General features: G+C 44.4%; 27 protein-coding genes and 1 pseudogene. 22 read left to right on the top strand and 6 right to left on the bottom strand.

The genetic code is table 11. From position 1 onward, the window contains the following. Positions 1–79: 79 nt before the first annotated feature. The 14 genes from ACYQ2N_RS16130 to ACYQ2N_RS16195 all read left to right on the top strand — a co-directional run bounded on the left by ACYQ2N_RS16130 (position 80) and on the right by ACYQ2N_RS16195 (position 13,776). Entirely contained in the window at positions 80–1,645 is a 1,566-nt protein-coding gene (locus ACYQ2N_RS16130) for an AMP-binding protein (RefSeq protein ID WP_460000340.1), read from the top strand. 38 nt (positions 1,646–1,683) lie between these two features. Continuing rightward, entirely contained in the window at positions 1,684–2,367 is a 684-nt protein-coding gene (locus ACYQ2N_RS16135; RefSeq protein ID WP_460000342.1) for a nitroreductase family protein, read from the top strand. Between the two features lie 13 nt (positions 2,368–2,380). Beyond that, positions 2,381–2,686, top strand: coding sequence for an ATP-binding protein (locus tag ACYQ2N_RS16140; protein WP_460000343.1), 306 nt, complete (start codon positions 2,381–2,383; stop codon positions 2,684–2,686). 46 nt (positions 2,687–2,732) lie between these two features. Continuing rightward, complete coding sequence (locus ACYQ2N_RS16145) at positions 2,733–3,392, top strand: alcohol dehydrogenase catalytic domain-containing protein (protein WP_460000345.1); 660 nt, start codon at positions 2,733–2,735, stop codon at positions 3,390–3,392. Then, entirely contained in the window at positions 3,379–3,786 is a 408-nt protein-coding gene (locus ACYQ2N_RS16150; protein ID WP_460000347.1) for a zinc-binding dehydrogenase, read from the top strand. The genes ACYQ2N_RS16145 and ACYQ2N_RS16150 overlap by 14 nt, the downstream gene beginning before the upstream one ends. 53 nt (positions 3,787–3,839) lie before the next feature. Next, the gene (locus ACYQ2N_RS16155) at positions 3,840–5,084 is read left to right on the top strand and encodes a thiolase family protein (protein ID WP_460000348.1); all 1,245 of its coding nucleotides are present in this window, start codon (positions 3,840–3,842) and stop codon (positions 5,082–5,084) included. Positions 5,085–5,117: 33 nt separating this feature from the next. Continuing rightward, positions 5,118–6,359, top strand: coding sequence for an acyl-CoA dehydrogenase family protein (locus ACYQ2N_RS16160; RefSeq protein ID WP_460000350.1), 1,242 nt, complete (start codon positions 5,118–5,120; stop codon positions 6,357–6,359). A gap of 128 nt (positions 6,360–6,487) precedes the next feature. After that, positions 6,488–7,732, top strand: a complete 1,245-nt coding sequence (locus ACYQ2N_RS16165) for an MFS transporter (RefSeq protein WP_460000564.1) — start codon at positions 6,488–6,490, stop codon at positions 7,730–7,732. 293 nt (positions 7,733–8,025) lie between these two features. Next, on the top strand, positions 8,026–9,840 hold the full coding sequence (locus ACYQ2N_RS16170) for an acyl-CoA dehydrogenase family protein (protein ID WP_460000351.1): 1,815 nt from the start codon (positions 8,026–8,028) through the stop codon (positions 9,838–9,840). 36 nt (positions 9,841–9,876) lie between these two features. Further along, positions 9,877–11,070 (top strand): thiolase family protein, encoded by a 1,194-nt coding sequence (locus ACYQ2N_RS16175; protein ID WP_460000353.1) that lies wholly within the window; start codon positions 9,877–9,879, stop codon positions 11,068–11,070. A 99-nt stretch (positions 11,071–11,169) separates the two neighbouring features. Then, positions 11,170–11,574, top strand: coding sequence for an FAS1-like dehydratase domain-containing protein (locus tag ACYQ2N_RS16180; protein WP_460000355.1), 405 nt, complete (start codon positions 11,170–11,172; stop codon positions 11,572–11,574). 18 nt (positions 11,575–11,592) lie between these two features. Next, positions 11,593–12,372, top strand: coding sequence for an enoyl-CoA hydratase/isomerase family protein (locus ACYQ2N_RS16185; RefSeq protein ID WP_460000357.1), 780 nt, complete (start codon positions 11,593–11,595; stop codon positions 12,370–12,372). 90 nt (positions 12,373–12,462) lie between these two features. Continuing rightward, positions 12,463–12,816 (top strand): MaoC/PaaZ C-terminal domain-containing protein, encoded by a 354-nt coding sequence (locus ACYQ2N_RS16190; RefSeq protein WP_460000358.1) that lies wholly within the window; start codon positions 12,463–12,465, stop codon positions 12,814–12,816. Between the two features lie 93 nt (positions 12,817–12,909). Continuing rightward, the gene (locus ACYQ2N_RS16195) at positions 12,910–13,776 is read left to right on the top strand and encodes a 3-hydroxyacyl-CoA dehydrogenase family protein (RefSeq protein ID WP_460000359.1); all 867 of its coding nucleotides are present in this window, start codon (positions 12,910–12,912) and stop codon (positions 13,774–13,776) included. Between the two features lie 785 nt (positions 13,777–14,561). Here the strand turns inward: ACYQ2N_RS16195 and ACYQ2N_RS16200 are convergent. Continuing rightward, positions 14,562–14,801 carry a hypothetical protein gene (locus tag ACYQ2N_RS16200; protein WP_460000573.1) on the bottom strand — a complete coding sequence of 80 codons (240 nt, stop codon included), beginning with the start codon at positions 14,799–14,801 and terminating at the stop codon, positions 14,562–14,564. A 354-nt stretch (positions 14,802–15,155) separates the two neighbouring features. On the opposite strand from ACYQ2N_RS16200, the gene ACYQ2N_RS16205 reads away from it, so the two are divergent. Next, positions 15,156–15,764: a class I SAM-dependent methyltransferase gene (locus ACYQ2N_RS16205; RefSeq protein ID WP_460000360.1), complete on the top strand. Its 609-nt coding sequence runs from the start codon at positions 15,156–15,158 to the stop codon at positions 15,762–15,764. A 40-nt stretch (positions 15,765–15,804) separates the two neighbouring features. Then, on the top strand, positions 15,805–16,440 hold the full coding sequence (locus ACYQ2N_RS16210) for a c-type cytochrome (protein ID WP_460000362.1): 636 nt from the start codon (positions 15,805–15,807) through the stop codon (positions 16,438–16,440). A 20-nt stretch (positions 16,441–16,460) separates the two neighbouring features. Here the strand turns inward: ACYQ2N_RS16210 and ACYQ2N_RS16215 are convergent, their stop codons facing one another. The 4 genes from ACYQ2N_RS16215 to ACYQ2N_RS16230 form a co-directional block, all read right to left on the bottom strand. After that, positions 16,461–16,712: a metal-sensitive transcriptional regulator gene (locus ACYQ2N_RS16215; RefSeq protein WP_460000565.1), complete on the bottom strand. Its 252-nt coding sequence runs from the start codon at positions 16,710–16,712 to the stop codon at positions 16,461–16,463. Between the two features lie 116 nt (positions 16,713–16,828). Then, positions 16,829–17,218 (bottom strand): DUF302 domain-containing protein, encoded by a 390-nt coding sequence (locus tag ACYQ2N_RS16220; RefSeq protein WP_460000364.1) that lies wholly within the window; start codon positions 17,216–17,218, stop codon positions 16,829–16,831. A 51-nt stretch (positions 17,219–17,269) separates the two neighbouring features. Then, a complete protein-coding gene (locus ACYQ2N_RS16225; protein ID WP_460000366.1) occupies positions 17,270–17,554 on the bottom strand; it encodes an SHOCT domain-containing protein in 285 nt (94 codons plus the stop codon). 20 nt (positions 17,555–17,574) lie between these two features. After that, positions 17,575–17,775, bottom strand: coding sequence for an SHOCT domain-containing protein (locus ACYQ2N_RS16230; protein ID WP_460000369.1), 201 nt, complete (start codon positions 17,773–17,775; stop codon positions 17,575–17,577). Positions 17,776–17,966: 191 nt separating this feature from the next. On the opposite strand from ACYQ2N_RS16230, the gene ACYQ2N_RS16235 reads away from it, so the two are divergent. Beyond that, entirely contained in the window at positions 17,967–18,149 is a 183-nt protein-coding gene (locus tag ACYQ2N_RS16235; RefSeq protein ID WP_460000371.1) for a four-helix bundle copper-binding protein, read from the top strand. A 91-nt stretch (positions 18,150–18,240) separates the two neighbouring features. On the opposite strand, the gene ACYQ2N_RS16240 is transcribed toward ACYQ2N_RS16235, so the two are convergent. Next, on the bottom strand, positions 18,241–19,923 hold the full coding sequence (locus ACYQ2N_RS16240) for an IS1634 family transposase (RefSeq protein ID WP_460000373.1): 1,683 nt from the start codon (positions 19,921–19,923) through the stop codon (positions 18,241–18,243). A 366-nt stretch (positions 19,924–20,289) separates the two neighbouring features. On the opposite strand from ACYQ2N_RS16240, the gene ACYQ2N_RS16245 reads away from it, so the two are divergent. The 5 genes and pseudogenes from ACYQ2N_RS16245 (at position 20,290) to ACYQ2N_RS16265 (ending at position 24,856) form a co-directional block, all read left to right on the top strand. Then, entirely contained in the window at positions 20,290–21,084 is a 795-nt protein-coding gene (locus ACYQ2N_RS16245) for a DUF4405 domain-containing protein (RefSeq protein WP_460000375.1), read from the top strand. 198 nt (positions 21,085–21,282) lie between these two features. Next, a pseudogene (locus ACYQ2N_RS16250) lies at positions 21,283–21,519 on the top strand (TraB family protein); the annotation flags it as partial. A 111-nt stretch (positions 21,520–21,630) separates the two neighbouring features. Further along, positions 21,631–23,082: a sensor histidine kinase gene (locus ACYQ2N_RS16255; protein ID WP_460000377.1), complete on the top strand. Its 1,452-nt coding sequence runs from the start codon at positions 21,631–21,633 to the stop codon at positions 23,080–23,082. A 5-nt stretch (positions 23,083–23,087) separates the two neighbouring features. Then, positions 23,088–23,777: a response regulator transcription factor gene (locus tag ACYQ2N_RS16260; protein WP_460000379.1), complete on the top strand. Its 690-nt coding sequence runs from the start codon at positions 23,088–23,090 to the stop codon at positions 23,775–23,777. 218 nt (positions 23,778–23,995) lie between these two features. Further along, the gene (locus ACYQ2N_RS16265; protein ID WP_460000380.1) at positions 23,996–24,856 is read left to right on the top strand and encodes a hypothetical protein; all 861 of its coding nucleotides are present in this window, start codon (positions 23,996–23,998) and stop codon (positions 24,854–24,856) included. The last annotated feature ends 76 nt before the right edge of the window (positions 24,857–24,932 follow it).

Below are 24,932 nucleotides of genomic sequence, written 5' to 3' on the forward strand. Positions count from 1 at the left end.
GAAGGGGGTGCTATAAAGATATTGAGAAGCAAATCGTCTAACTATTTAGATGCAATACTTAAGGAAAGAAGGTGGAAATGTGCAACAACAGCAAAAAAATCCCTATTTCTTACGAGACTTAATTGTAGAGCAAGCTCAAAAATGGGGAGATAAGACTTTTCTCTATTTTGAAGATGAGCAATACAGTTACAGGAATATCGACCAAACAAGCAACCGGCTGGCAAACGGCTTAATTGATTTGGGTGTTGTTAAAGGTGAAAAGGTAGGCGTAATGCTTCCTAACCATCCTGACTTTATTTTTAGCTGGTTCGCTCTAGCCAAAATAGGGTGCGTGATCGTTCCGGTTAATACAGCGCTCAAGGGTGATGGTTTGGCTTATATATTGGACCATTCCGATTCGAAAACAGTAATTATCAGTCACCAGTACTGGGAACAGTTTGAGAGGATTAAACCGCAGCTAACTAAGGTAAAACGAATTATTATAAGTACGGCGGACGCACCGTCCGGATACCAATTGCCGGCAAATACAATGCCTCTGGATAATGTTTATAGCTCTAATGATACTTTACCGGAGGTAACGCTTGCAGCCAATGATATGGCCAGAATAATGTATACTTCCGGTACCACCGGGATTCCTAAAGGAGTAGTGCAATTTCAGCCAATCACAATCATGCCTAAGTATACACCTGAAGATGTCGCTTACACCTGTTTACCCCTGTTCCATGCCAACGCCATGATCCTTACGACCCAGTCTGCCATGGCAGCAGGAGCCGCCATGGTATTGAGCAGGCGGTTTAGCGCCAGCAAGTTCTGGGATGAGATACGGCGATACGGGGCCACATCAACTTCATTAATCGGCGCCATGATTACGATTTTGTTTAAACAGGCCCCCCAAGAAAACGATGCCTATAATCCGGTGAGGTTTGCGTTCAGCGGGGCAGCACCCAGGGATATCTGGCAGGCCTTTGAAAAAAGATTTGGTCTTCAATTGTTGGAGGGCTACGCCGCCGTTGACGGGGCGGGTGTATTGGAAAACGATAATGGCATTCTCGGTTCCATAGGAAAGCCTGTTGGCTTATGTGAGGCGAAGGTGGTTGACGAGAATGGCAACGAAGTCGGTCCAAATACCGTTGGGGAATTGCTGACCAGGATTAAAGGGGCCACCGGAAACATGGTCATCTATTACAAAAACGAAGAGGAAACCAGGAAGAAGAATTCAGGCGGCTGGGTCTGGAGCGGTGACTATGTTTATTACGACAATGATGGCAATTTCTTTTTTGTCGACCGTAAAAAGGATGCATTACGCCGCCGGGGGGAAAATGTCTCATCTTGGGAGGTTGAAAGGATTATCAACCAGCACCCGGACGTCCTGGAATCAGCAGTGTTTGGGGTTGCATCAGAGCTTGGCGAGGACGATATTATGGCTATTATTGTGCCCCAGCCGGGGAAAAAGCCGGATATCATGTCGATTATCAAGTGGTGTGATGAAAGAATGGCTTACTTCATGGTTCCAAGGTATATCGAGTTTTGGGATAGTTTGGAAAAAACCAGTACTTATCGGGTACAAAAAGTTGAATTGAAAAAACGGGGTGTTACCAAGGATACCTGGGATGCCGAAAAATCGAAAGTCAAAATTCCCAGTTAGAAAAAGCAACACAAAACATTCGGAGGGGGAAGTGTTATATGGTTGATACTTTGAAACAAGCGGATAACAGTCTTACTCAGGGGCTTAGCCCAGATTGGAACGAAACAGAAAAAGTAATTCTTACCCGGCGGAGTGTGCGTCTTTATAAAGAGAAGCAAGTTCCGGAAGAACTGATCAAGAGAATCTTGGAAGCCGGACGTTTTGCTCCTGCGGCAGGGAACTTCCAGCCATGGAAGTTCGTAGTAGTCAGAGACCCCAAGATATTAAACTTCCTTGAAGAAACCACCATCGGGGTATGCCAAAAAATTATTGAAATGTCTGGTAACTCTAAACCACCCCAACCGCTTCACCCGCTTCCGATGGCCGCCACACGTGAAATTGCCAATAGAAGGTTTGGTGTCCTGCACGGTGCTCCAACCGCTATTCTTATCTTTAAAGATGTGCGCGGACTGCATAGTCCGGATCTCGATTGCGGTATTGCGGGTCAAAACATGGTCATTACTGCTTCCAGCCTTGGTCTGGGAACTTGCTGGATTAACTTTCTTCATGTGGCGTTTGAGTTTGTACCACAGGTAAAAGACCTTTTTGGAGTTGAATACCCATTTGAGTTTCTAACCAGCATTGCCATTGGCTATCCCAAGGGTAATCCATCTGGGATGGTGGACAGAGAGACACATGCTGTGGAATGGTATGAAAACGACAGCAAGAATGTGATTTATTAAGGAGGGTGAGAGAATGGAGAAGATTCTATTTCTTGATTGGGAAAATACTGACTTGCGCGAAAGCAAATTTGGAGTCGTAAGTTTCGAGCAGGACAAGTGTAATGGCTGTAACTGGTGTGTTCAAGCTTGCCCAAGCAACGCGTTGGAGATAAATGAGAAAAAAGCTAGGATGATTGTACCTAATGAGTGCCAGGCTTGCGGTGATTGTCAGGCAATTTGCCCAAATGAAGCTATCTCGGTGGTTGAATCATGTCAGTGGCCCGGATATTACAAACTGGTTGAAAGGGGAAAACTTGTCAAACCACGTCTAAATTGGTGATGAGTGTAAATCTAAGTTTCGAGGAGTTGGCAAGGAGGAATTAAGTATGAAAGCGCTAGTGTTCCATGGTAAAGGCACAATTCGGGTGGACGATGTACCAAAGCCCGTAATTCTGGGGCCGGAGGACGCTATTATTCGCGTTACCACCACCTGCATTTGCGGCAGCGATTTGCATATTCTGCACGGCGACTTGCCGGTGGAACCGGGAACTGTAATTGGACATGAGTTCGTTGGTGTAGTAGAGGAGGTAGGTTCGGCCGTCACCAAGGTAAAACCCGGCGATAGAGTGTTAAGTATGGCCGGGGTCAATTGCGGTCATTGCCACAATTGCCGCAGCCGGCTTATATTTGCCTGTGAAAACGGGGGCATTTTTGGGTGTGGGCCAATGTTTGGCAATCTTCAGGGGGTGCAGGCCGAGTATGCCCGGGTAATGTATGCCGATGAAACTTTGGAAAAGATACCGGAAGGTCTAACAGATGAGCAAGTGATTTTTGTTGGGGATATTTTGGCGACCGCTTACACGGGTGTGATGGGAGTAAATCCCGATGGTAGGGGAATTCAGCCAGGAAGTGTAGTAGCCATTTTCGGAGCCGGACCTGTGGGTCTTTGTACCGTGGCAGTAGCGCGTCTGTTCGGCGCTTTCCAAATTATCGTCGCAGATATGGAAGAGAGCAGGCTGGAAGTGGCCATACGTGGGGGCCGATAAAGTCATTAATGTTAATCAGGCGGATCCGGTAAAGTCGATTATGGATATTACCAGCGGTCGGGGGGCTGACCTGGTCGTTGAGGCTTCAGGCAGTTCAGCAGCTTTTAGCAATTCACTGGCTGCTGCGGCCATCGGCGGAACTGTGTCCGTTATTGGCGTTAATCCACACCCGGTGGAAATATCGTTTCAGCAAATAATTCCGAAGAATCTTACTATTCAAGCTGGATTGGCCAATGTGATCTATACACAAAAACTTCTTAGCCTTATTCAGGCTGGCAAACTGGACGTAACTCCGTTGATTACTCATAGATTCCCCCTGACTGAGGCCGTAAGGGCCTATGAGATATTTGAAAAGAAATTGGATGGGGCCATAAAGGTAATCCTCAAGCCTTGAACTAAGCAATTAGAATAATTGGCAAAAGTCTAACTATCGCGGGAGGTAGCAACGTGGATGTCTTTATTATAGGCGTGGGAATGACGCGTTTTGGGAAATACCTTGATCGTTCGGTTAAAGATCTTACCAGAGAGTCAGTCGAAGAAGCATTGGTCGACGCAGGTCTTCAAAAGGAGGACTTACAGGCAGCCTGGTTTGCTAATTCTACCTGGGGGTTTTTCGAGGGCCAGCATCAGGTGCGGGCCCAGGTAGCTTTGGGGGCTATGGGTATTCATGGCATCCCCGTCTTCAATGTAGAGAGCGCCTGCGGGGGTGGATCCCAGGCGCTTCATTCGGCTTGGCTTGGTGTTGCCTCAGGGGCTTACGACTGTGCGTTAGCTGTTGGTACCGAAAAGCTCTACAATCAGGATAAGGTTAAATCGTTTCAGGCTATTGGGCTCGGGACAGATATGGAAAATGTACCGACCATGCTTGCTGCCTGGAGGGAGAGGCTGAACAAGCTGGGCATACAAATAGAGGATCTGGAGGGTAGTGGTATCAACCGCAGTCCGATGATGGACATCTATGCCTATATGGTAAGCTGGCACATGAGGAAGTATGGTACAACTCAACGTCAGTTGGCGGCTATCAGCGCCAAGAATCACTGGCATGGCTCGTTGAACCCCAAAGCACAGTATCAGGAAGCGATGAGCATCGAAGAGGTACTGGAAGGAAGGCCGGTTGCCTATCCGCTAACGGTACCCATGTGTGCCCCTTTAGGTGACGGGAGTGCTGCTGCGATCCTGTGTTCTGCTGATTTTCTTAAGCGTTTGAAATCACCTCGGCCGGTGAAGGTGTTGGCATCCGTCTGCGGTTCGAACACACCAAGAACCTTCGACGAGGAGGATAAAGGAATAGAGGTACGATTATCTCAGAAGGCTTATAAGATTGCCGGGGTAGGACCAGAAGATATAGATCTGCTGGAGATACATGATGCCGCAGCCTTCGCTGAGATAAAAATGACCGAACAATTAGGCTTTTGTAAGCCTGGTGAGGGGGGGCCACTTGCAGAGTCAGGGGCAACGACGTTAGGTGGCCGGATCCCGGTGAACGTTTCCGGAGGGCTCATCTCTCGCGGTCATCCCCTTGGTGCAACCGGTGTGGCTCAAATTCACGAGTTGGTGGTGCAGCTCCGGGGAGAAGCAGGGAAAAGGCAGGTTCAAGGGGCAAAGCTTGGTATGGCTGAAAACGGAGGGGGCCAGATATATTTCGAGGAGGCCTCGATGGGAATCCATATTCTCGAAAAGGTATCTATTTAAGATAAAATTTAAAAAAATTAAGGAGGAAATTAAATGACATACTTTGATTTAAATAAAGATTTGACTTCGGAGGATATTGCCCTGAGGGACGCTGCTCACAAATTTGCAGCGGAAGTTATGCGGCCTGTTAGTAAGGAACTGGATCAGATGTCTGCGGAAGATGCCATTGGGCCTAATTCGCCTATATGGGGCTTTATGAAAAAAGCCTATGAACTTAATTACCATAGAATACTGCTGCCGGGGGAGGCCGGACTCGGATTGACACCACGCCAGATACACCTCGTGCAGGAGGAACTGGGTTGGGGAAGTTTTGGACTTGCGGCTCTGCTTAACGGGGTAGGGTTACCATTCAACTTCGCGGCCATGTCGGGTGATAAGGAACTTATTGCGCAATTTACCGAGCCGTTTTTGGGCCTTCATGATGCCAGCTTGATTGGCTGCTGGGCCGTCACGGAACCAGACCACGGTTCCGATACCTCCGCTTTCAAGGAAGACTTCTTCAATTCACCAGGTTTTCTGGGCAATGTTCGAGCGAAACTGGATGGCGATGAGTGGATAATTAGCGGGCAAAAGGCCGCCTGGGTGTCCGGTGCGCCCATTGCCACCCACGCCGTTGTTCACGTCCAGGTGGATCCGTCGAGAGGATTGAATGGCATGGGCTTGTGTGTCATTCCGTTGAACCTGAAAGGAGTTTCGAAAGGGAAGCCGCTTCGGAAGATGGGTCAAAGGGACTTGTGTCAAGGGGAACTTTTCTTCGAAGAAGTAAGAATACCTAAGAATTATATGGTTCTTGGTCCGGATCAATATCATTTTGTCAAAGAAATAATCCTTGCTACTGTAAACGCCGATATGTCTGTCTGGTCAACGGGTTTGGCTAGAGCTGCTTTTGAGGAAGCTTTAAAATACGCCAAAGAAAGAGTCCAGGGAAACAAGCCGATTATTGAACACTACTCGGTAAGACAGAAGCTCTTTGACATGTTCTCCAAAGTAGAAAGCTGCCGGGCCCTCTCGCGTGCTGCTTGCGAACTCAACTACCATAACCCCGCACCGTTCCTGGAGTACTCGATTGCCGCCAAAGTAACGTGTACCAGGCTGTGTTTCGAGGTAGCCAGTGAAGCTGTTCAGCTTCTCGGTGGCAACGGTCTGGCCCAAGAGTACCTCACCGAGAAACTTTTCCGGGATGCCAGGACCTCTCTCATTATGGACGGATGCAATGATGCTCTGAGTGCGACCGGTGGAGCGATCCTGAGGGAATTTTACCCGAGAAGCCGGTAGGCTTGAGCACAGTTCTACGAAGAAAACGCTAGGGGAAAACATACGAGACAAAAGTCTCCAGTGGAGACTTTTGCCGAAATTGCTCGCTCTAAAAGAATATCTAATCAATTGAGGAGGTATATAAGTTGATGAACAGTGAAAAAAGGGGCTTCTTTAAGTATGAGAATTTCATATTAATCACAATGTTCATCGCCTACGGTCTGGTTTTTATGGACCGTTTCGGTCTGGCAATGTTATTTCCGATGGTTGCGCCTGATCTTAAGTTAAATGCTGCGCAAATGGGTTTGACAATGTCGGTTCTGGCCTTGGCTTGGGGCCTTTCGTCCTTTCTCTTTTCCACTCTTTCTGACATTCTCGGTTCTAAAAAGAAGATTCTGATCGGCGCGATAATGGTGTTCTCTGTGGCTACCATGGGAACAGGACTAGCCCAATCCTTTGGCTTCCTGTTGTTGATGAGAGCAATTATGGGACTTGCTGAGGGGCCGACACCGGTTCTGGCCCAGACAACTATGTTGGCCGCATCATCACCTAAAAGAGTAGGATTCAATATGGGGTTTGTGCAAAGCGCTTCTAATTTAATGGGAACAGCTCTTGGTGCAATTATAGTATTAGGTTCAGCACAGCATTTCGGCTGGCGAGGCGCACTAAATGTTTTGGCCGTTCCGGGCATTATTGTAGGTCTTTTGTTGATTCTATTTATGAAAGAGCCGGTTTTTGGTCCTGACGGCCTTAACCACCGGACTAAACTAAAGGACTACTCTCAGGTCTTTAAAAGCCGGAACATATGGCTGGGCATCATCATGTCACTTGGCATGATGGCAGCGTGGCTTACTCAGAATACCTTCTTCTCCATTTATCTAACTCAAGTCAATCATTTCAATACCGCCCAGTTAGGTACCTTTTTCACGGTGTTCGGGTTAGTCAATTTCCTTTCGGTCATCATTGTACCATTGATTTCTGACAGAATTGGACGCAAGCCGGCCTGTATTATCGCAACTGTTTGTACTGTGCTAGCCAACATAGCAATATTGACAATTCATTCCTTCGGTGCTCTTGTTCCTGCTGTGGGAATCACACTTCTATTAGGAGCTGGGGCTGCCCCACTGTACATGGCGATTATACCTGGCGAGTCGGTTTCCAAAACGTTAGTTGCAACCGCTATGGGTCTGATTATCATGGTTGGCGAACTCATAGGGGGAACAGTAACTCCAGCTTTAGCCGGATTTATGGCTGACAAATATGGTATAACAATGACCATGTGGTTTGCCTTGGGTGGGGCAGTAATACAATTCTTGCCATCTTTGTTCTTGAAAGAAACTTTGGCTTCGAAGGTAAAAAGATCTGAACAATCTAGCGAAGTTACCAGCGCATAAACTATCGAGAAATCTTTATTTGGACATCGGCAATTCTCCGCAATTCATGCTATTACAGTCACTACGAAGACTCCTATTAATAAGAGTCTTCGTAAATCGTAAAGCCGATCATGTCAAAATTATATTCACCAAGAAACATCGGATCGCTTGAAATTAGGAACTGCCTATTAATGAACCAATGCATATGTCTTATTGGTTTTATTTTGGTGGAGGCTTTTTTCTCGGCTAAAGTTTGTTTTATAGGATTGGCGCGATTTTTGTATGAGATAAAAAAACGGACGGAGGAAAGAAGCTTGGCCAGTAACTTAATCTATGATACGAGGGACCATAAGTTCATAGTCAAGGAATGGTTGCAATCTGAAAAGATTCTGAGCTTGGATAGGTTTAAGGATTATTTAAGTCTAGAGGATGTAGACGAGATTTTCGATCAGGCTCTAAAGGTTTGTAAGGATGTAATAGCCCCGACTAATGAAGATGGAGACCGTACGGAGGCAATTTTTAAAGACGGAAAGGTATCGGTACCTGATTCATTTCATCAAGCCTATCAGTTTTTTCAGGCTAACGGCTGGGGTTCAAGTAACCATGACGTTAATGGTGAAGGAACGCTGCCGGCGATTTTATACGGGGCGGTTCATGAGTATCTACTCGCGGCAAATCCCAGCATGGATTCGTATATTGGCCTAACCGGCGGGATAGCGTCAGTTATTCAAACTTATGGCTCCAAGGAACAGGTGGAGTTATTCACCCCGAACATGTTTCGGGGCATCTGGGCAGGCACCATGGCTATAACAGAACCTGGGGGCGGCTCCGATGTTGGCGATATGCTCACCAAAGCTTATCCGACGGACCAGCCGGGTGTTTACAATATTAAGGGGACGAAATGCTTTATTACCGGGGGCGACCAGGATCTTACCGAAAACATTATCCATGTGGTATTAGCGCGGGTAGACGGGGCAGCAAAGGGCACCAAGGGCCTGTCCTTGTTTATTGTGCCTAAGATTTGGGTCAATGCCGATGGAAGCCTGGGTGAAGCAAATGACGTTACTACGGTAGGAATTGAACGCAAAATGGGACTAAAGGGTTCTGCCACAGCCGTCCTGAGTTTTGGTGACGAAAACAGGTGCAGGGGAATGCTCGTCGGAGAACCCCCAAATTCCCAGGGGTTAGGACAAGGGATGACCCAGATGTTTAAGATGATCAACTATTCGCGGATTAACACTGGGCACAGCGCCTTGGCGGTAGCAGCAGCCGCCTATTATCACGCGGTTGGCTACGCTAGGGAACGCATTCAAGGCAGGCTGTTCGGCCGGCCCGAGCTTGGCCGGGTTCCGATCATCCAGCATGAAGATGTCCGGCGGATGCTGTTGACGCAAAAGGCTGTTCTTGAAGGCATGCGGGCCATGGTTTTTAAGGGTCACTACTACATGGATCAACTTGATTACGGTCAGGTTGAAGCGGATGTGCGCGAGGCCGGGCGCAGACTAGAGATTATTACTCCTCTGATCAAGGCTTATTGTTCTGATCAGGCCTGGAGTCTCGTGGCTGACGCCATCCAGGTCTTCGGCGGTTATGGTTACACGGAAGAGTATCCCGTTGCGCGCCAGGCCAGAGATATTAAGATTTACTCCATTTGGGAAGGGACAAACTTCATCCAGGCCTTGGATTTAGTGGGCAGAAAGTGGCAGCTCGACAGCGGAAAGTTAATTAAGGAATGGTTTGGGGAGTTGGAACAATATATAAGTGATAATGCGCATCACACGGTTTTTGCCAGGGAATTTGCGATTCTGTCCCAGGCTGCGCAAGCTTACCGGGAAGTGATTGAAACGATTCGAGGTTATTTCCTGAATTCTTCCCGCTTCGTTCCGTTATATGCTTCCAGGGTTCTGAGAATTAGCGCAGAACTGTATGCCGGTTGCCTCTTAATGCAGCAGGCCGAGGTGGCCCAACGGAAGCTGGAAGAATTAAACCAGGATAAAGCTTTCTATACGGGGAAGATACAGAGCGCCCGTTTTTACGTAAGAAACATTGTTCCTGATGTAATGGCAACGGTGCAAGTTATAAAAGAAGGGGACAGTTCCGCGCTCGACTTTCCTGAAGAAGCTTTTTGATCAATGGATTTTCAAAAATGGGGAGGACAAAATTGAATGTTAAATGAAGTTGTTATTGCCGCCGGGCTGCGGACCCCCATCGGAGATTTCTTGGGTGCCTTGAAAGATGTTCAAGCTGTCGATCTAGGTATTCTTGTGCTTAAGGCAGCCCTGGCTAAAGCCGGCATCGAACCAAGCCAAGTCAATGAGGTTGTGGCGGGACACTCCAACCAAGCAGGCTGCAAGGCGAATACGGCCCGGCAGGTGGCTTTAGGTGCTGGATGCCCGGTGGAAACAGTAGCCGCTACCGTAAATCAAGTATGCGTATCCTCATTGAGAGCCACAGAAATAATGTATCAGGAGATACTCTTAGGTAAGGCTGATGTTGGAGCTGCGGTAGGGCCTGAAAGTATGTCGAACATACCTTACCTGCTGCCACGGGCGCGCGGTGGATACCGTATGGGCAACGATGAAATAGTCGATGCCATGTTTAACGACGGGTTGATCGACGCCTTTAACAATTATCATATGGGGGTTACGGCGGAAAACTTGGCGAAAATGTATAACATTTCGCGCCACGAACAAGATGAGTTGGCCCTGCTCTCCCACCAAAGAGCTTGTCTGGCGATCAAAGACGGCAAATTTGCCGAGGAAATTGTCCCGGTTGAAATAGCAGGCAGGAGGAGTACAACTGTAGTTGATACTGATGAACATCCCCGCTTTGACATTAGCATGGAAGGTTTGGCCAAACTAAAGCCTGTGTTCGATAAGGATGGCACGGTAACCGCAGGTAATGCCTCCAGCCTGAATGATGGAGCCTCTGCACTGGTACTGATGACGGCGGACAAGGCTAGAGAACTTGGTGTTAAACCCCTGGCACGTATTGTTGCCTCAGCGTCAGCAGCGGTTGATCCTAAAATTATGGGAATTGGCGTAGTACCGGCTGTAAAACGGGCACTGCAATTTGCTAATCTCACTATGGATGATATTGGTTACTGGGAATTGAATGAAGCTTTTGCAGCTCAATTTCTGGCGGTTAACCGGGAATTGAAAATAGATATTGAGAAAGTTAACGCTAACGGTTCAGGTATATCCTTAGGCCATCCGGTTAGCTGCACGGGTGCCCGGTTAGTGGTTACATTGGTGCATGAGATGAGACGCCGAGGCGTCCGCTATGGCTGCGCCTCCTTGTGTGGCGGCGGCGGTCCTGCTACAGCTATGATCTTTGAGAATGCGGAGTATGCCGGTTAGAACATACGTCAACAGCTATAACTTAAAACAGGCTCGAATGTGATATTGGTAAATTTGGTGTCAGCGGTATTGGCCAATATGCAACAAGGGGTGGCAAAAATGGTTGATAAGCAGTTAATTGGCAGGGAAAGTTCGCCCGTACAAGTAAAAGTTGAGACTGACGTATTACGTAGATTCTGTCAAGCTGCGGGCATTCCGTTTGACGGACGGGTACCTCCCACCTTCTTCGGCACAATCATAAAGGGAAAGATTGAGGGTATCGATATCTTCCAACACGGTGCAATTCACGGTGAGCAGAAATTTTCCTATTTTCAGCCGGTTTTTCCCGGCGACTATATTGTGCTGACCCGGAGGATCACAGATATATTCGAACGATCCGGCAGCCGGGGAAAGATGAGTTTCGTTATAATAGAGACACGGGGGCGGAACCAGATTGGTGAGCATGTCTTGACTATGAGTTCAACCGTGATTTTCCCTGACGACGGTTTCGCCGACAATTCCTAATAGTTATGGGAGGTACACATGATTTACGAAACCATACTGGTACAAATTGAAGATGGAATCGCCACAATAACTCTAAACCGGCCAAAGGTGTTGAACGCTCTTAACAATCAAGTCTATCAGGAACTAGGTGACGCCGCTCTGCAACTGGGTATAAATGATTCGGTTAGAGTGGTGATTATTACCGGAGGGAGCAAGGTCTTTGCTGCAGGCGCTGATATCGGTCAGATGGCAGATGCCAATGTAATCGACATTGTGACGGACAACCAGCCGGCTACCAGAGCCTTGCGTGAAATCGAGAACATGCCTAAGCCGGTAATCGCTGCTGTTGCTGGTTACGCTTTGGGCGGGGGGTGCGAATTGGCCCTTGCCGCTGATATCCGTATTGCCACTGATGACGCTCAATTCGGCCTGCCTGAAATTAAACTGGGAATATTACCCGGGTCTGGGGGGACTCAACGCCTGCCGAGATTAATTGGGGCGGGCCGGGCTAAGGAATTGATCTTCAGCGGGGACTATATTAGCGCTGAGGAGGCCTGGCGGATTGGCTTAGTGAACAAAGTGGTTCCAGCTGCAGAACTGGGCGAAGCATCGCGGACAATGGCTAAACGTTTTGCCAACCATGGAGCCGTGGCGTTGCGCTTGGCAAAATCTTGCGTAAACGAAGGGTTGGGCATGGATTTGAATGCTGGATTGCAGTATGAGCAAAGATGTTTCAGCATTTTGTTTGCCACAGAGGATCAAAAAGAAGGTATGAAAGCTTTTATCGAAAAACGAAAACCGAATTTTCTGGGAAGATAGCCGGGGTGATCTCAAGTTAATAACGTACAAGGAATAATCAAACGAATCAAAGATTATCAAATAAACGACCAACTGCCGGTCAGGGAATGGATGCCGAGCAATTTGCAATTGCGCCAGTATGCGGAGGCTTCCGGTGATTTCAATCCGGTTCACTTGGACGATTCCTATGCCCAAAAAGCAGGGTTTAAAGGTGTAATTACCCACGGCATGCTGATTATGACCCAGCTTGGCGCCCTGCTCACTGATTGGATTGGCAACGAAGGCAGCCTCAAAAGTTTTAACGTTAGGTTTAAAAACCCGGTCTATGTCTGTGAAAAAATCGTTTGTACCGGATTTATAAGGGACAAAGTGTCAAATGGGGTTATATGCAATCTGTTGGTTACCAAGTCAACTGGAGAGGAAACGTTGGTCGGTCAGGCCGTAGTGGAATTCAGCCTAAATTAACATGGCAAGATGGCGACAAAAATTATGTGGCAGTGACCTATACCACCTAAAAGGTATGTTGAGAATAAAATAACTATATTGGGGTGTTTTTAATTGAAGGTTGATGATATTAAAAAAATCTGTGTGGTCGGGGCTGGAACCATGGGCCACCAAATTGCGGTGGCTGCAGCTCTAGCTGGTATTAGAGTAACCTGCACGGATCTAAGCTCGGAAGCTCTGGCAAAAGCGGAGAAATTTGCCCAGACCTATCTGCCGGAACGAGTAAACAAGGGCAAGCTCAGCCAACAGCAGGCTGAACAGGCCCTAGCCAATTTGAATTTCAGCGAAAGCCTTGAAGTTGCGGCAGTTGATGCGGACTTTGTCATAGAAGCTGCGGTAGAAAAACTAGAGGTGAAACGCAAGCTGTTTGCTGAACTAGACAGAATCGTACCCACCCATGCCATTTTGGCAACCAACAGTTCCTTTATCGTCAGTTCAAAGGTGGCAGATGCTACAAGAAGGCCCGAAAAAGTTTGCAATATGCACTTCTTTAGTCCGGCCCTGGTAATGAAATTAGTCGAGGTTGTACAGGGGCCGCATACTTCACCGGAGACAGCTCAGGTCACTATGGACCTGTGTACAAAAATGGGCAAAATTGGGGTGTGGCTGAAAAAAGAAATTTACGGCTTCTTGGTAAACCGAATAGTCGCAGCCATAAACAATGAAGCGCTGTTTCTTGCGGATACCGGTATTGCAAGCCCTGAGGAAATCGATATCGCGGTAACCAACGGCCTGGGCCATCCCATGGGTCCCTTCCGCCTGATGGACATGGCCGGCATCGATCTTTACTATGACATTACACTGGAACGGTATCGGGAGACCCAGGACCCTAAAGACAAGCCGTCTCCAACCATAGTAGAGAAATTTGTCAGGCAGGAATGGGGCAGAAAGACTAAGAAAGGCTTCTACTCTTACGAGTAGATTGCAAATGTAATAATCAATACTTGAGGCTGCCAGATAATTACGGGAACCGGATTATCCCAACATCAATAGTGCCACTGAGCTCTGGGGCTGCCCTCCTGATCTCCACAAAAAAGTCGAGGCACTAGCCAAACATGGAATTGAATGTAACTTCGACGAATATGTGAGATAGAGAAATTACCTCATGGACAGGTATCGGGACAAAGAGGGATTCGACTGGAGTTACTGGTCAATCGAATAGTAGCATGCCGAGATAATTTATATCAGTTAATTTCCAGAGGGGACTTTGTTAATTGTAAGGGGGAAGGCTATGGGCCTAATTAATAGAGTGTTCCCGCTGATTAACAACGCAATTGTCTTAAAAACAAAATAGAAGGAGAATTTATTTGGCTAGCGACTTCTATATTTAAGCGGGTATACAAGTTAAAATGCCTCAAAAAAGATGACTGTTCATTGAATACTTTATAATTGAAGAGGAACTATGGCTTTTCTGTAATTGGCGGCGGTAAGCCCCAGGGAATTTGCGGTTCTGCCTTACTTGAGCCTGTGACCGGTTTAGTGGAATTGGGGATTGTCGGTAATGAGTTAAATTTTTGGATCGGGAGAAGACAACTATCGGTGCTGCACACAATTTGCACTCCCAAACCTTGTAACCCACAACAAGTCAAACAGCCTTTATGCTAGCAGCAGCTAAGCTGATATTAAGATTGAAGATGGTAACTGCTCAATGAACTCTATGATTGATTTAACAAAGGCTGGCTTAAAAAAGAATAGTCTTTGCAGTTTTAGCACTCATAGTCTATCATGCATTTTTTAAATGAATTAACAAGATCATCATTAAAGGCAGCAGATGCAAGGAATCTATAGCGTATGGGATAAGGCCCGACAATTTCGAAGCTGGGCAATCCATTGGACACGTCCACTTCCACTCGGATTAAATGGGCCTGCAGCCCGATGACAGACATACCGAAGACTGATGCAAACATGTTACGCACCCCCAAAGCTTGGAATTCGACCCAAGCCATGGAGTTTCCTGCTATTTTTCGGGAAATATCCGGAAAATACAAGCGAAATTTTTGCCGAATCAGAACGGTACAGATTATATATACATGACCACAAGCTCGCCCGGAGAAGATTTGGTCGTCTCCAGAATCACTGATCCCTGGAATCCTACCATCTTCACTTGGAACAATCAGCCCTCATCTGACATGAGTAATACGAAAACGCCGGTTAGCTTAGTCACGGTGCCCGCGTAATGAAAATGAACCAGTGTTAAAAAGAATTTGCCTCATGTTAACTCTTCTCCTTGGTTTTCTAAAATATTGAAATCTAAATTGGGAAAACTACACAAAAGCTTGTTTAAGAATTGAAAGGATGTGGTGAAGCTGGATCGGGAAACTTTGTTAACACGACAACGCTATAATCGAACGTCAATCTTTTATGATGTCATGGATCAGATGATTAAATCTGATTTAAGAAGAAGCATCTTAAGTCAAGCAACGGGAGAAGTATTAGAGGTCGGAGTAGGAACGGGTAAAAATCTTGAATTTTATCCACCTGATTGTCAGGTCACAGGCATTGATCTCAGTCCAGGGATGTTGGAAAAAGCAAGGGCTAAAGCGAACAAGCTGAAGTTACCTATGAAGCTTTTCGAAATGGATACTCAAAACATGACTTTCCCTGACCATCATTTTGATACGGTGGTTGCAACTTGCGTGTTCTGTTCAGTTCCTGACCCGATTAAGGGTTTAAAAGAGATTAAACGAGTGTGTAAACCTAATGGGAAAATCATCCTGTTAGAGCACGTTCGAAGTGATCAGCCGTTATTAGGTAAGATTATGGATATTTTAGATCCATTAACGGTTAGAATGATGGGGCCGCATATTAACCGAAAAACCGTCGAGAATATTGAGAAAGCGGGAATTCATATCAACAGCGTTAAGAATCAAGGCATGAACATTTTAAAGCTTATTATTGCTGAACCCTAATTTTAGATAGGGGTATTATCATTAACGAGGAGGAATTCTCTTGAGAATTAAACATGTGTTCTTTCTGCTTTTCATTCTAGTTTTCGTTTCCGCATGTAGCCCAACTCCCCAAATGCCTCCTCAAGCCCAACAACCTCAAGCACCATCTCAAACTCCAGAAGGTGCCTTGCCTCCTTCTGGAACTCTATCCCAAATTCCATCCCAAGGAGTTATCCCTAATCAAGGTTATCCATCAAATCAAGTAGGCTCAGGCATAATGAATGGCACTCAAGGACCATATAACCGGGCCCCTAGTAAGACTGAGTTTAAAAGTAATGGTGAGCGCATATATTTTACTGGCCAGGATAATTCAGGAACTTACATCCGTGCAAACTCTATTGGTATGCCCATGTCTTCCATGACGTCTGGTTGCTATGGGTGTCATGGACCTAACGGCAAAGGCGGAACGATACCTTTTATGATGGGAACCATTGACGTTCCAGATATCCGATATAAGACATTATCGGGGAAAGACCCTGATATGGAACATCCCCCTTATACGGAAGAAACCTTAAAACGTGCGATCACCCAAGGCGTGGACCCTGGTGCTCATCCTCTCGATCCACCGATGCCAAAATGGCAGATGAGTACTCAAGATTTAAACGATTTAATTTCTTACTTAAAATTTCTTCCGTAAGTCTCGAAATAGGCTAAGAATTATAATACCACTAGTTTGAGATCCATAAATTTCTTGATAGCGTCATTAATGTCAGGCTCACTAGTATTTTGTTCATAAGATGAATTCATAACCGATTCGACATATCGTTGTGCTTCCAAGAGAGCAACTTTATGAATCGCGGAACGAATAGCTGAGAGCTGAGTTAAAATATCCTGATGAGGTTTTTGACTTATAATCATGTTCTCCACCCCTGCTAAATGCCCGCGTATTATTTTAATCCGTTTAACAATGTCTCATCATTGATTGGTTGTGTTCTTAGTGCCATAAGTTACTCCTTCATCAAAGATTTTCGATTTATTAAATAGTTGAGGCCACCTAAAAGGTGGCTCTCTATCCGCTTTACCTACTATTTACCAGCTTCGATAATCTTAATTAGATCATTTTCTACTTGGGTTGCAAAATCCTCTAAATGGGGATTTTCAAACGTTTTGCTCAAATGTGTCGAACGAATCATGCTGATGATTACTTCCCCGTTTTCATTTTCATAAACGTTGACCCTACATGGCATAAGCAAGCTAACGGTAATATCCACTTGCAATGCTGTATTGGCATACTTGGCATTACATACTTCAATAATTTTTAAGGGCTTGATTTCGAAGCCTTTTTCACCAAGAGTAGCCATGACATCATGAATGTGTAGTACCCGAAAACTATGATTAGCTGCTTGTTCTTTGATTCGTTCAACGGTTTCATCAAATGATTTTGAAGCAGTAACTTTATATATTTGATTATTCAAGTTATATTCACTCCTATTTTAGTCCTTTTTAAATTAAACGCTACGGATAAGTTACTTCATAGAAAGATCATGTTTACGACGATTATATTCTTCTGAGTCAATTTCTCCTCTAGCATAACGCTCATGAAGAATATCCAAAGGATTATCTTGTGTGTAATGACCTACTGGTGTTCTTGAACTATAGCTACGAAATAATTTGACGCCAATCATAATTAAGGCTATCCAAAAGATAAGTTGTAATGCCATTCCGATTAAACCCATCCACCAGTAATTACCGTTTCCTAAAAAACCGTTTCCATATCCTGCGCCGTAGCCCCACATGCCCCAACCCATCATAATTAATTCCTCCTTTACAATTACTGAAGTACTTTTTTACGTTCATTGAATTCTTGTTCACTGATTTCTCCACGCGCATACCGTTCACGAAGGATATCTAAGGCATCCATAGAATGATCTCTTGGATATTGGGGATGCTCAGAAAAAACCAAACTCCGTTGATTTTGTTGTTGAAACAGATACATTGCTCCTATAACTAGAAGTATCAAAATAATAAACATTTGTTTTTTCCTCCTTTCAATCGTTAGTTTTTTCATAACTACTTTTTGTATGGCTAGAAATTTTTCGCTCTTTAATATTTTTCAGTCTAACACTCAATTAAGATAATCCTATGAATTAGTTATGAAGTTTGTATGAACCCCCCTAACCCCCGAAGGGTTTTTAAAAGGTTATAAAAGTGGCCTCTCAATATATGTCTCGAAGCAGCGAATTCTCTAATGATATTTGTAACCTATGTGCTACGATATGCGATGCTTGTGCCACGGAATGTGCCAAGATGAAAGACGATCACTGTCAAAAATGTGCAGATCAATGCCGCAAATGTGCGGATGAGGTGCCACAAAATGGCTGCTCAAGGATAAAGGATAATATCTGAATTAAAAGCCTCTTCCTTGTTTTACAGCTCTTGTTCCGCGAGTTCAGATTCACTCATTTTATTTTAAGACATGGTAAATCCTTACAATGTCTTACTGGATGCTTTCAGCAGGCTTTAGATAGATTGATGGGTCAAAACCTGCCCACTGCACCATGTCCAAAGCCTGGCGATTCAAATTGCTCGGGAAATATCGGTGCCCTTGCACAACGACAACTTCTATTGTGGCTAGCACCTCCAGAATTGTTGCTATTGATGGAGTGTCAGTCTTCTTATTTCCCGGTAACTGGACAAATTCATTTCGTTCCTTAAGACTCTGTCGTACCCGATACTCAAGGTAAGATGCCAACATGAGCACCAAAATAAACACATATCCAAGCGCATGGATTCGTTTCTTGCTCTTTAGAAAAACCGGCCCTAGGTACACCGGACTTTTCAAAAACCGAAACTTCGTTTCGATCGAGATTTGACGCTTGTATTCAGCTAAAATGGCTGCCGGAGTATATTTCTGTTGATCCCGTATGGAGTAAATGAGCACGAAGGTTGATTCCAATTGGCGCAGCCGTTCAAAAAGATCAGGATTCAAGTCTCCTATTGTGCAGTTAACTCGGTAACTAACCGTCTCAATCGGTTGTTCACCTTTCTTCGGACGCCCCTTGCGTGCATAGGTTGTGACAGTCTGGCACTCCACTGTTCCAGAAAATGAGTAGCCTAGCTTAGCAACCTCTTTGGCAAAAGCTTGGAGAGCGCTCTGGGCATCCGGTTCACAGGCAAAAGCTGTGGAAGTTAGGTTTTTCGCCTTGCGTTCCAATTCTTCTTTCTGTTTGCTTATCCTCTTAATCAAGGTTTTCTCCTTGCTGGCTTCCAGCATGCTAGAGTGAACGACCAGGAAGTTGTATGCTCGATGATCCAGTTTTCTTTGTACCGGAAATACCCGATAGCGAGCTGCCTGGTTGGCATTACTACTCGCTAGCATCCCGATTTCCTGCCAATCGTCTTGGTCCCATGCCAACTCTTTTAATTCCCTGGCTAAGCTAAAGGTTTCGGGAAACCTAGAGATAAACTGCACCTCCTGTCCGGCTAAGCGCTTTAAGCCTCCGGTAGAAATCAGGGCACAATCAGCGATAAAGATGACGTCTTTGAATCCTTGCTTGGTGAAAAGCTCCTGTATCTTGAGAGCAGCATCCGGATTCCACTCTACGTCAGCTTTATTGCCGGCTAATAATTCACCCATTATGACTAATCCATGTTCCTGAACAGCGGCACCAAGTTTGAACTGTTTCAGATCGGGGCGCAGATCCTTACTAAACCCGTGATTAATCTCAAATTCATCATGGGCCTGACCGGTGTACGCCCCCTGGACGGATTTTGATGTCGTATCAAAATGAACAACATTTATGCCAAGGGAGTGTGCCTGGAGTAAGGATAGGGAAACTGTACTGACCAATTGTTCCATCGATACCTCGGCAAGCTTATCCAAGGCGTGGCCGTAAGCATCATCATTAAGTTGTTCAACACTGAGTTCAACATCAGCGAATAAACTTGGCAAGTCTTGTTGGGCCCAGAATTGTTCGATCTTCCACAGGGGTTTGCGGCCACAAAGAATACAAATCACCAAGGTTTCAATGAGCAAACCGGGAGAAATCTTTGAATTAGCTTCTTTCCAGTGAACCATTTGGTTTACCGCCTGAGCGATTTTTGCCGTACGGCACAGGGCCGCAGCGACGGGAACACTTGATGCTCGTATGGTGCGGATATCAGCGAATGAATTCGTCATAATGTTACCTCCATGAAAATTTAGAGATAACATTCGACATGAAATAGTTAAAATCCTTTAAATGGAATAAAATAACTTTTCCCAAAATTTAACTTGCGGAATATGAGTTTAAACAAAATACTTAAAATAATACGTAGGACACTGGTCCAATCAATGCAACTCCCACGGCAACTGCATTAAGAATGGCCTTGTTCTCAAATCCAGCAACAAGTGGTGGAAGGTTCACTTCACTTTTTAAGTTTTACATTGAATTTAGATACGGTTTATCATTTGTTTATATCTCATTAATATGTAAGTTATCACTCTCCTCTACAATAGAACAAGCTTGCCAACGAAGAGACATATTTAATTTAGGAGGAGAATGACTTGAAACAAAATTTATTTAAGTTTACCTTTGATATTGGAATGGCGGTAGTGTTTGTCTTATTATTTAATCCAGCTGTTACCACCTTGACTTTCCATGAACTGGCTAGTCTAGTTTTAGGATTAGCTATGATTATCCATGTCGTTATAAACTGGAAATGGGTTATCAGTGTGAGCAAAAGGATATTCTCAAAGAGGAAAACGAGGCTTTCCTATGTTTTAAACATCGCGCTTTTATTGGATATGCTTGTTATAATCATAAGTGGGTTATTAATATCCGAGATTTTATTTCCAAATTTCAGGTATTTCATTAACGTAAATTGGCTGCCGATCCATGTTGTTTCTTCATTTATTGGACTGCTGACCATAGGTATTCATATAGGACTTCATTGGAATTGGATCCTGCAAAAGGGGAAACAGTCTCCTAAGATATTGAAACTTGTTTCATTCCGAAAGCCTTCTCATAAAAAAGTAGCCAAGATCTTATTAATCCTTGGAACCATTGCTCTTTTAGCCCAAATGCCCAAACAGGTAGTGCAGACTCAAGCCATTTTTAGTGATCAACCCCTTTTACAGGAAAGTAGGGGTGGATACGAACAGAGATTTACGGACAGCGGAGAAGAGTTTGGTGATTTCTCCATTATTATATTGCTAGGAATCATCCCGGTATTTATTCTTTATTCATCAATGTTGGGTTCTACTGCTTACTATACTCATATGCTGGAAAAAAGATTTATAATCAAACGGAAATTAAAAAATCAATGTTTCACTTTATCATCCTCAAATGATAGAATTTAGTTTAAGCCTAAATGAATTCAATTATTATAAGAAGATGAAAAATACGATTTTAGTTGATAGAGTCCTGAAACAATAGGTATCACTGGGTTTAGAAGTTTATGTCGCCAAAATTTTGATTAACCACCTCCAACCAACCTTCTTAATTAAATTACAATAAACGCAAACTTATGACTAGGACTTTGACGTTTCCCTGATACCAGTCCCATAACCACTTTACATCCCTTAATTGCGGCTGGGTGGTTTGCCGGTCTTACTCAAGCCTATATTCGTCGGCCGAGTGTCAGAGACTTTGAAAATCTTGCTGAGGATATTTTCAGTCTTAAGGGTTTTTGGAATAACAAGGTAACCAGAATTCTCCTAATCGTTACTTTAGCCAATGTAGGAGGCTCAGTAGGAACATTAATTGGTGGAGCCGATGTGGTCCGTTTATTATAGAAAATTTGTAGTGATTAGAAAATATTCAGTTTATCTTTATTTAATAATTTGTTTAATGTAATTTTAAGGTAACGTGATATATTACAAAAAAAGAAATATGAGTTGATACTTATGACAATAAAACTTAGATTATTTATTTCAAATATCCTAATGATTGTCATACCGGTAGTACTCTCTCTTGTAATTACTGTCGGTGGGATGGCACTAATGTGGATGTTTTTTTTTCAGGAATCAGGACATAACATTGAAAATCAGAAACAATTTTATGAAGTTCGTAATAACTTGATGGGTTTGACCAAAGAATTGCTTAAAGATGCTAGTGAAACCGAGCAAAAGGAAAGTATCTCTAAAATAGAAAACGTCTTAAAACAAAATGGAATGACACTGAGTGTTTTTGCTGCTGGTGAGCAGCAGTATAGCTTTGGTGCAAGTGATGGCCAGTACAACAGTAAGCTGTTAGAAGCAATGGGGGTTTTAGGTGGCGAAGGCACGGTAACTCTAGGAAACGAAGAACTATATGCCGAAAAGGTGCTGACAAATGGAAAAACCTTTACGGTGTATATTTTTAGTACCAAGGATTTTACGGATTATAAGAAAATAAATTCCACAATTATTAGTATAGCTGTGCTGATGGTATTGGGAGTCTTGATAGTAGTCTTTTTAACAAGTCGTTTCCTAACTCGATTTGTTTTCCGAAAGATAGAGCAACCACTGGATACTCTCGCACATGGCGTTCATCAGATCCGGGATGGCAATCTGGATTATCAAATAATATATGAAAGTAAAGACGAATTTGCTCCCGTATGTGAGGATTTTAATGATATGGCGGTACGGCTAAAACAATTAGTGTCGCTTATTCAGAAACAAGAACAGAGCAGAAAAGAACTTTTAGCAGGAATTTCCCATGATTTACGTTCTCCGTTAACCTCTATCAAAGCCTATGCCGAAGGATTATTGGATGGTGTGGCAAAAACACCTGAATCTCAAAAAAGCTATATACAAATGATCAAAACTAAGACAGAAGATATTGACCGCATGGTGGCGAAACTTTTCCTTTTTTCCAAAATGGATTTGGGGGATTATCCGTATTATCCCGAAACGTTAAACTTGGAACAGGAAATTATGTCCTTGATTAATGCTACAGCAGAAGAGTATGCCAGCAAGGGGTTGGAGGTAAAGGTTGAGGAACTGGCACAGGACGTAGAAATCTATGCTGATCCGGTTCAGCTTCGTAGCGTTTTTGCAAACATTTTGGAAAACAGCTTTAAGTACAAAGATAAGGAACAAGGCTGTGTATGTATTCGCATTGAAAGACATGGTAACGAGGTGTATATTACCATTGAAGATAATGGCCCCGGAGTTTCAGAAGAAGCTCTGGCAAAATTATTTGATGTCTTTTATCGCAGCGATCCATCACGCAATAGTCCTAATAAAGGCAGTGGGTTGGGACTGGCAATTACGGCCAAAGCAATTGCCCGAATGGGTGGAAGTATTTATGCGAAAAATTCTACGCCGAGCGGATTATGTATGGTGATTAAGCTGCCAATTCAAAGTAAGGAGTAAGATAAGTGAAAAAGATTTTGATCATTGAAGATGACAGCGCTATCGCTGCCATTGAACGTGACTATTTAGAAATTGACAATTTTATTGTTGAGATTGCCGAGAACGGCATTTCTGGAATTGAGAAAGCTATGACTGGAAACTTCCAACTCATACTTTTAGATTTGATGTTGCCGGGAGCAGATGGGTTCACAGTTTGCCGCAAACTTAGGGAGCATCTTGACATTCCGATTCTGATGGTTACTGCGAAGCAAGAGGATATCGACAAAATCCGAGGGCTTGGACTTGGGGCAGATGATTACATTGTAAAGCCTTTTTCTCCAAGTGAGTTGGTTGCCCGTGTCAAAGCGAATCTGGCACAATATGACCGGATCAAAGGTGGTAGTCAGGAACCTATGGCTGAATTAACCGTAGGAAATATCCGCATCAATACAAAATCTCATAGAGTCTATGTAAAGGATCACGAGTTAGAACTTAAGAATAAGGAATATGAACTTTTATTGTTCCTTGTGACAAATGCAGATATGGTATTCAGCAAAGAAGCGTTATATGAGCGAATTTGGGGATATGATGCATTAGGCGATAATGCCACTGTTGCTGTGCATATTAATCGGCTTCGAGAGAAGATTGAGGAAGATTCCAGCAATCCTCAATACATTCAAACTGTATGGGGTGCAGGCTATCGTTTTAAAGTATAAGTAGTCGTGCAAAACCGCAGTTTATACCACCTCTCTATACTGGAAACAGCAGTTTAGGGAGGTGGACTTTTTATGAGGAATTAAGCAAGAAATTCAGTTTTCGAATTATTTTATCTTCTGTTTAAGTATTTTCAATAGGCAGTTAAATTTACCGGTTTAAGATAAAAGTGTTCCAAAGGAACAAACAAAAAGCACATATATTGAAAGGAGAATTTTACATGAACAAGAACATCAAAAAAATTACGGCAGCGGTGATGGTTGCCGGCCTTATGACGGTAGGGAGCCTGGGGGCTGTGGCATATGCCGCAGGAAATCCCTATGAGAATTTCAAAGCAGCGGTTGTTGAAACCATGAAGGCCGACAATATGACGGTTTCCGCTTCTGTGCAGATGAAGCAAAACGGCGCAGTGGTTGCCCAGGGTGATACCCTGATGCAGAGGGCGGGAGCAGACAGTTATTCTCACTCAAGCATGAAAATCGGTGACAAGGTTATTGAAACAGAGCATTCCAGCAAAGACGGCGTCATGATTTCTCGTCAGGGGGATGAATACTTTTCCACCAGCTTCGGCAGCGGCTACAAAAAGCAGCGGGATATTCAGGAATCTCCGAATATGACCAAGCTCATGGAAATGATGGCCGATCTAGTGATGGGCGACGTCAAGAATCAGTTTGTAGCAAATGGGGACACTATTTCGGTGAGTCTAACGGATGCTCAGATTCCGGAACTGGCAAACGTAGCTATGGCCGCTTTTTCTGAAATGAGTGGAAAGTATGATGCGCATAATTACAGCCAGTATAAGAATAAATCTTTTGGTGCAGATATGGCTAATATATTCCCGATCACGCAGGATGCCGCGATTAAAAGCGTTAAGGTAAATGCCACCCTGAAAGACGGGCGCATTGCAGCCATGGATATGAATCTTGTAATGACCGGTCAGGACAAAGATGGTAAAACCGTCAGCGTAGAAACGACAGTGAACGGTACGGTGTCTGAACTGGGCACTACCGCACCGCAGCAGATTGATACCACTGGGAAAACGGTAACAGAACGCAGCTTTGACGGCAGAGTTCACAGATAAACAATCCAAGTACAAGTCTTGAGAATGGCCGCGGCGGGATGATCCTGCTGCGGCTTTTCAGAAAGGAAAGGTTTAT

The organism is Paradesulfitobacterium aromaticivorans, assembly GCF_054657415.1.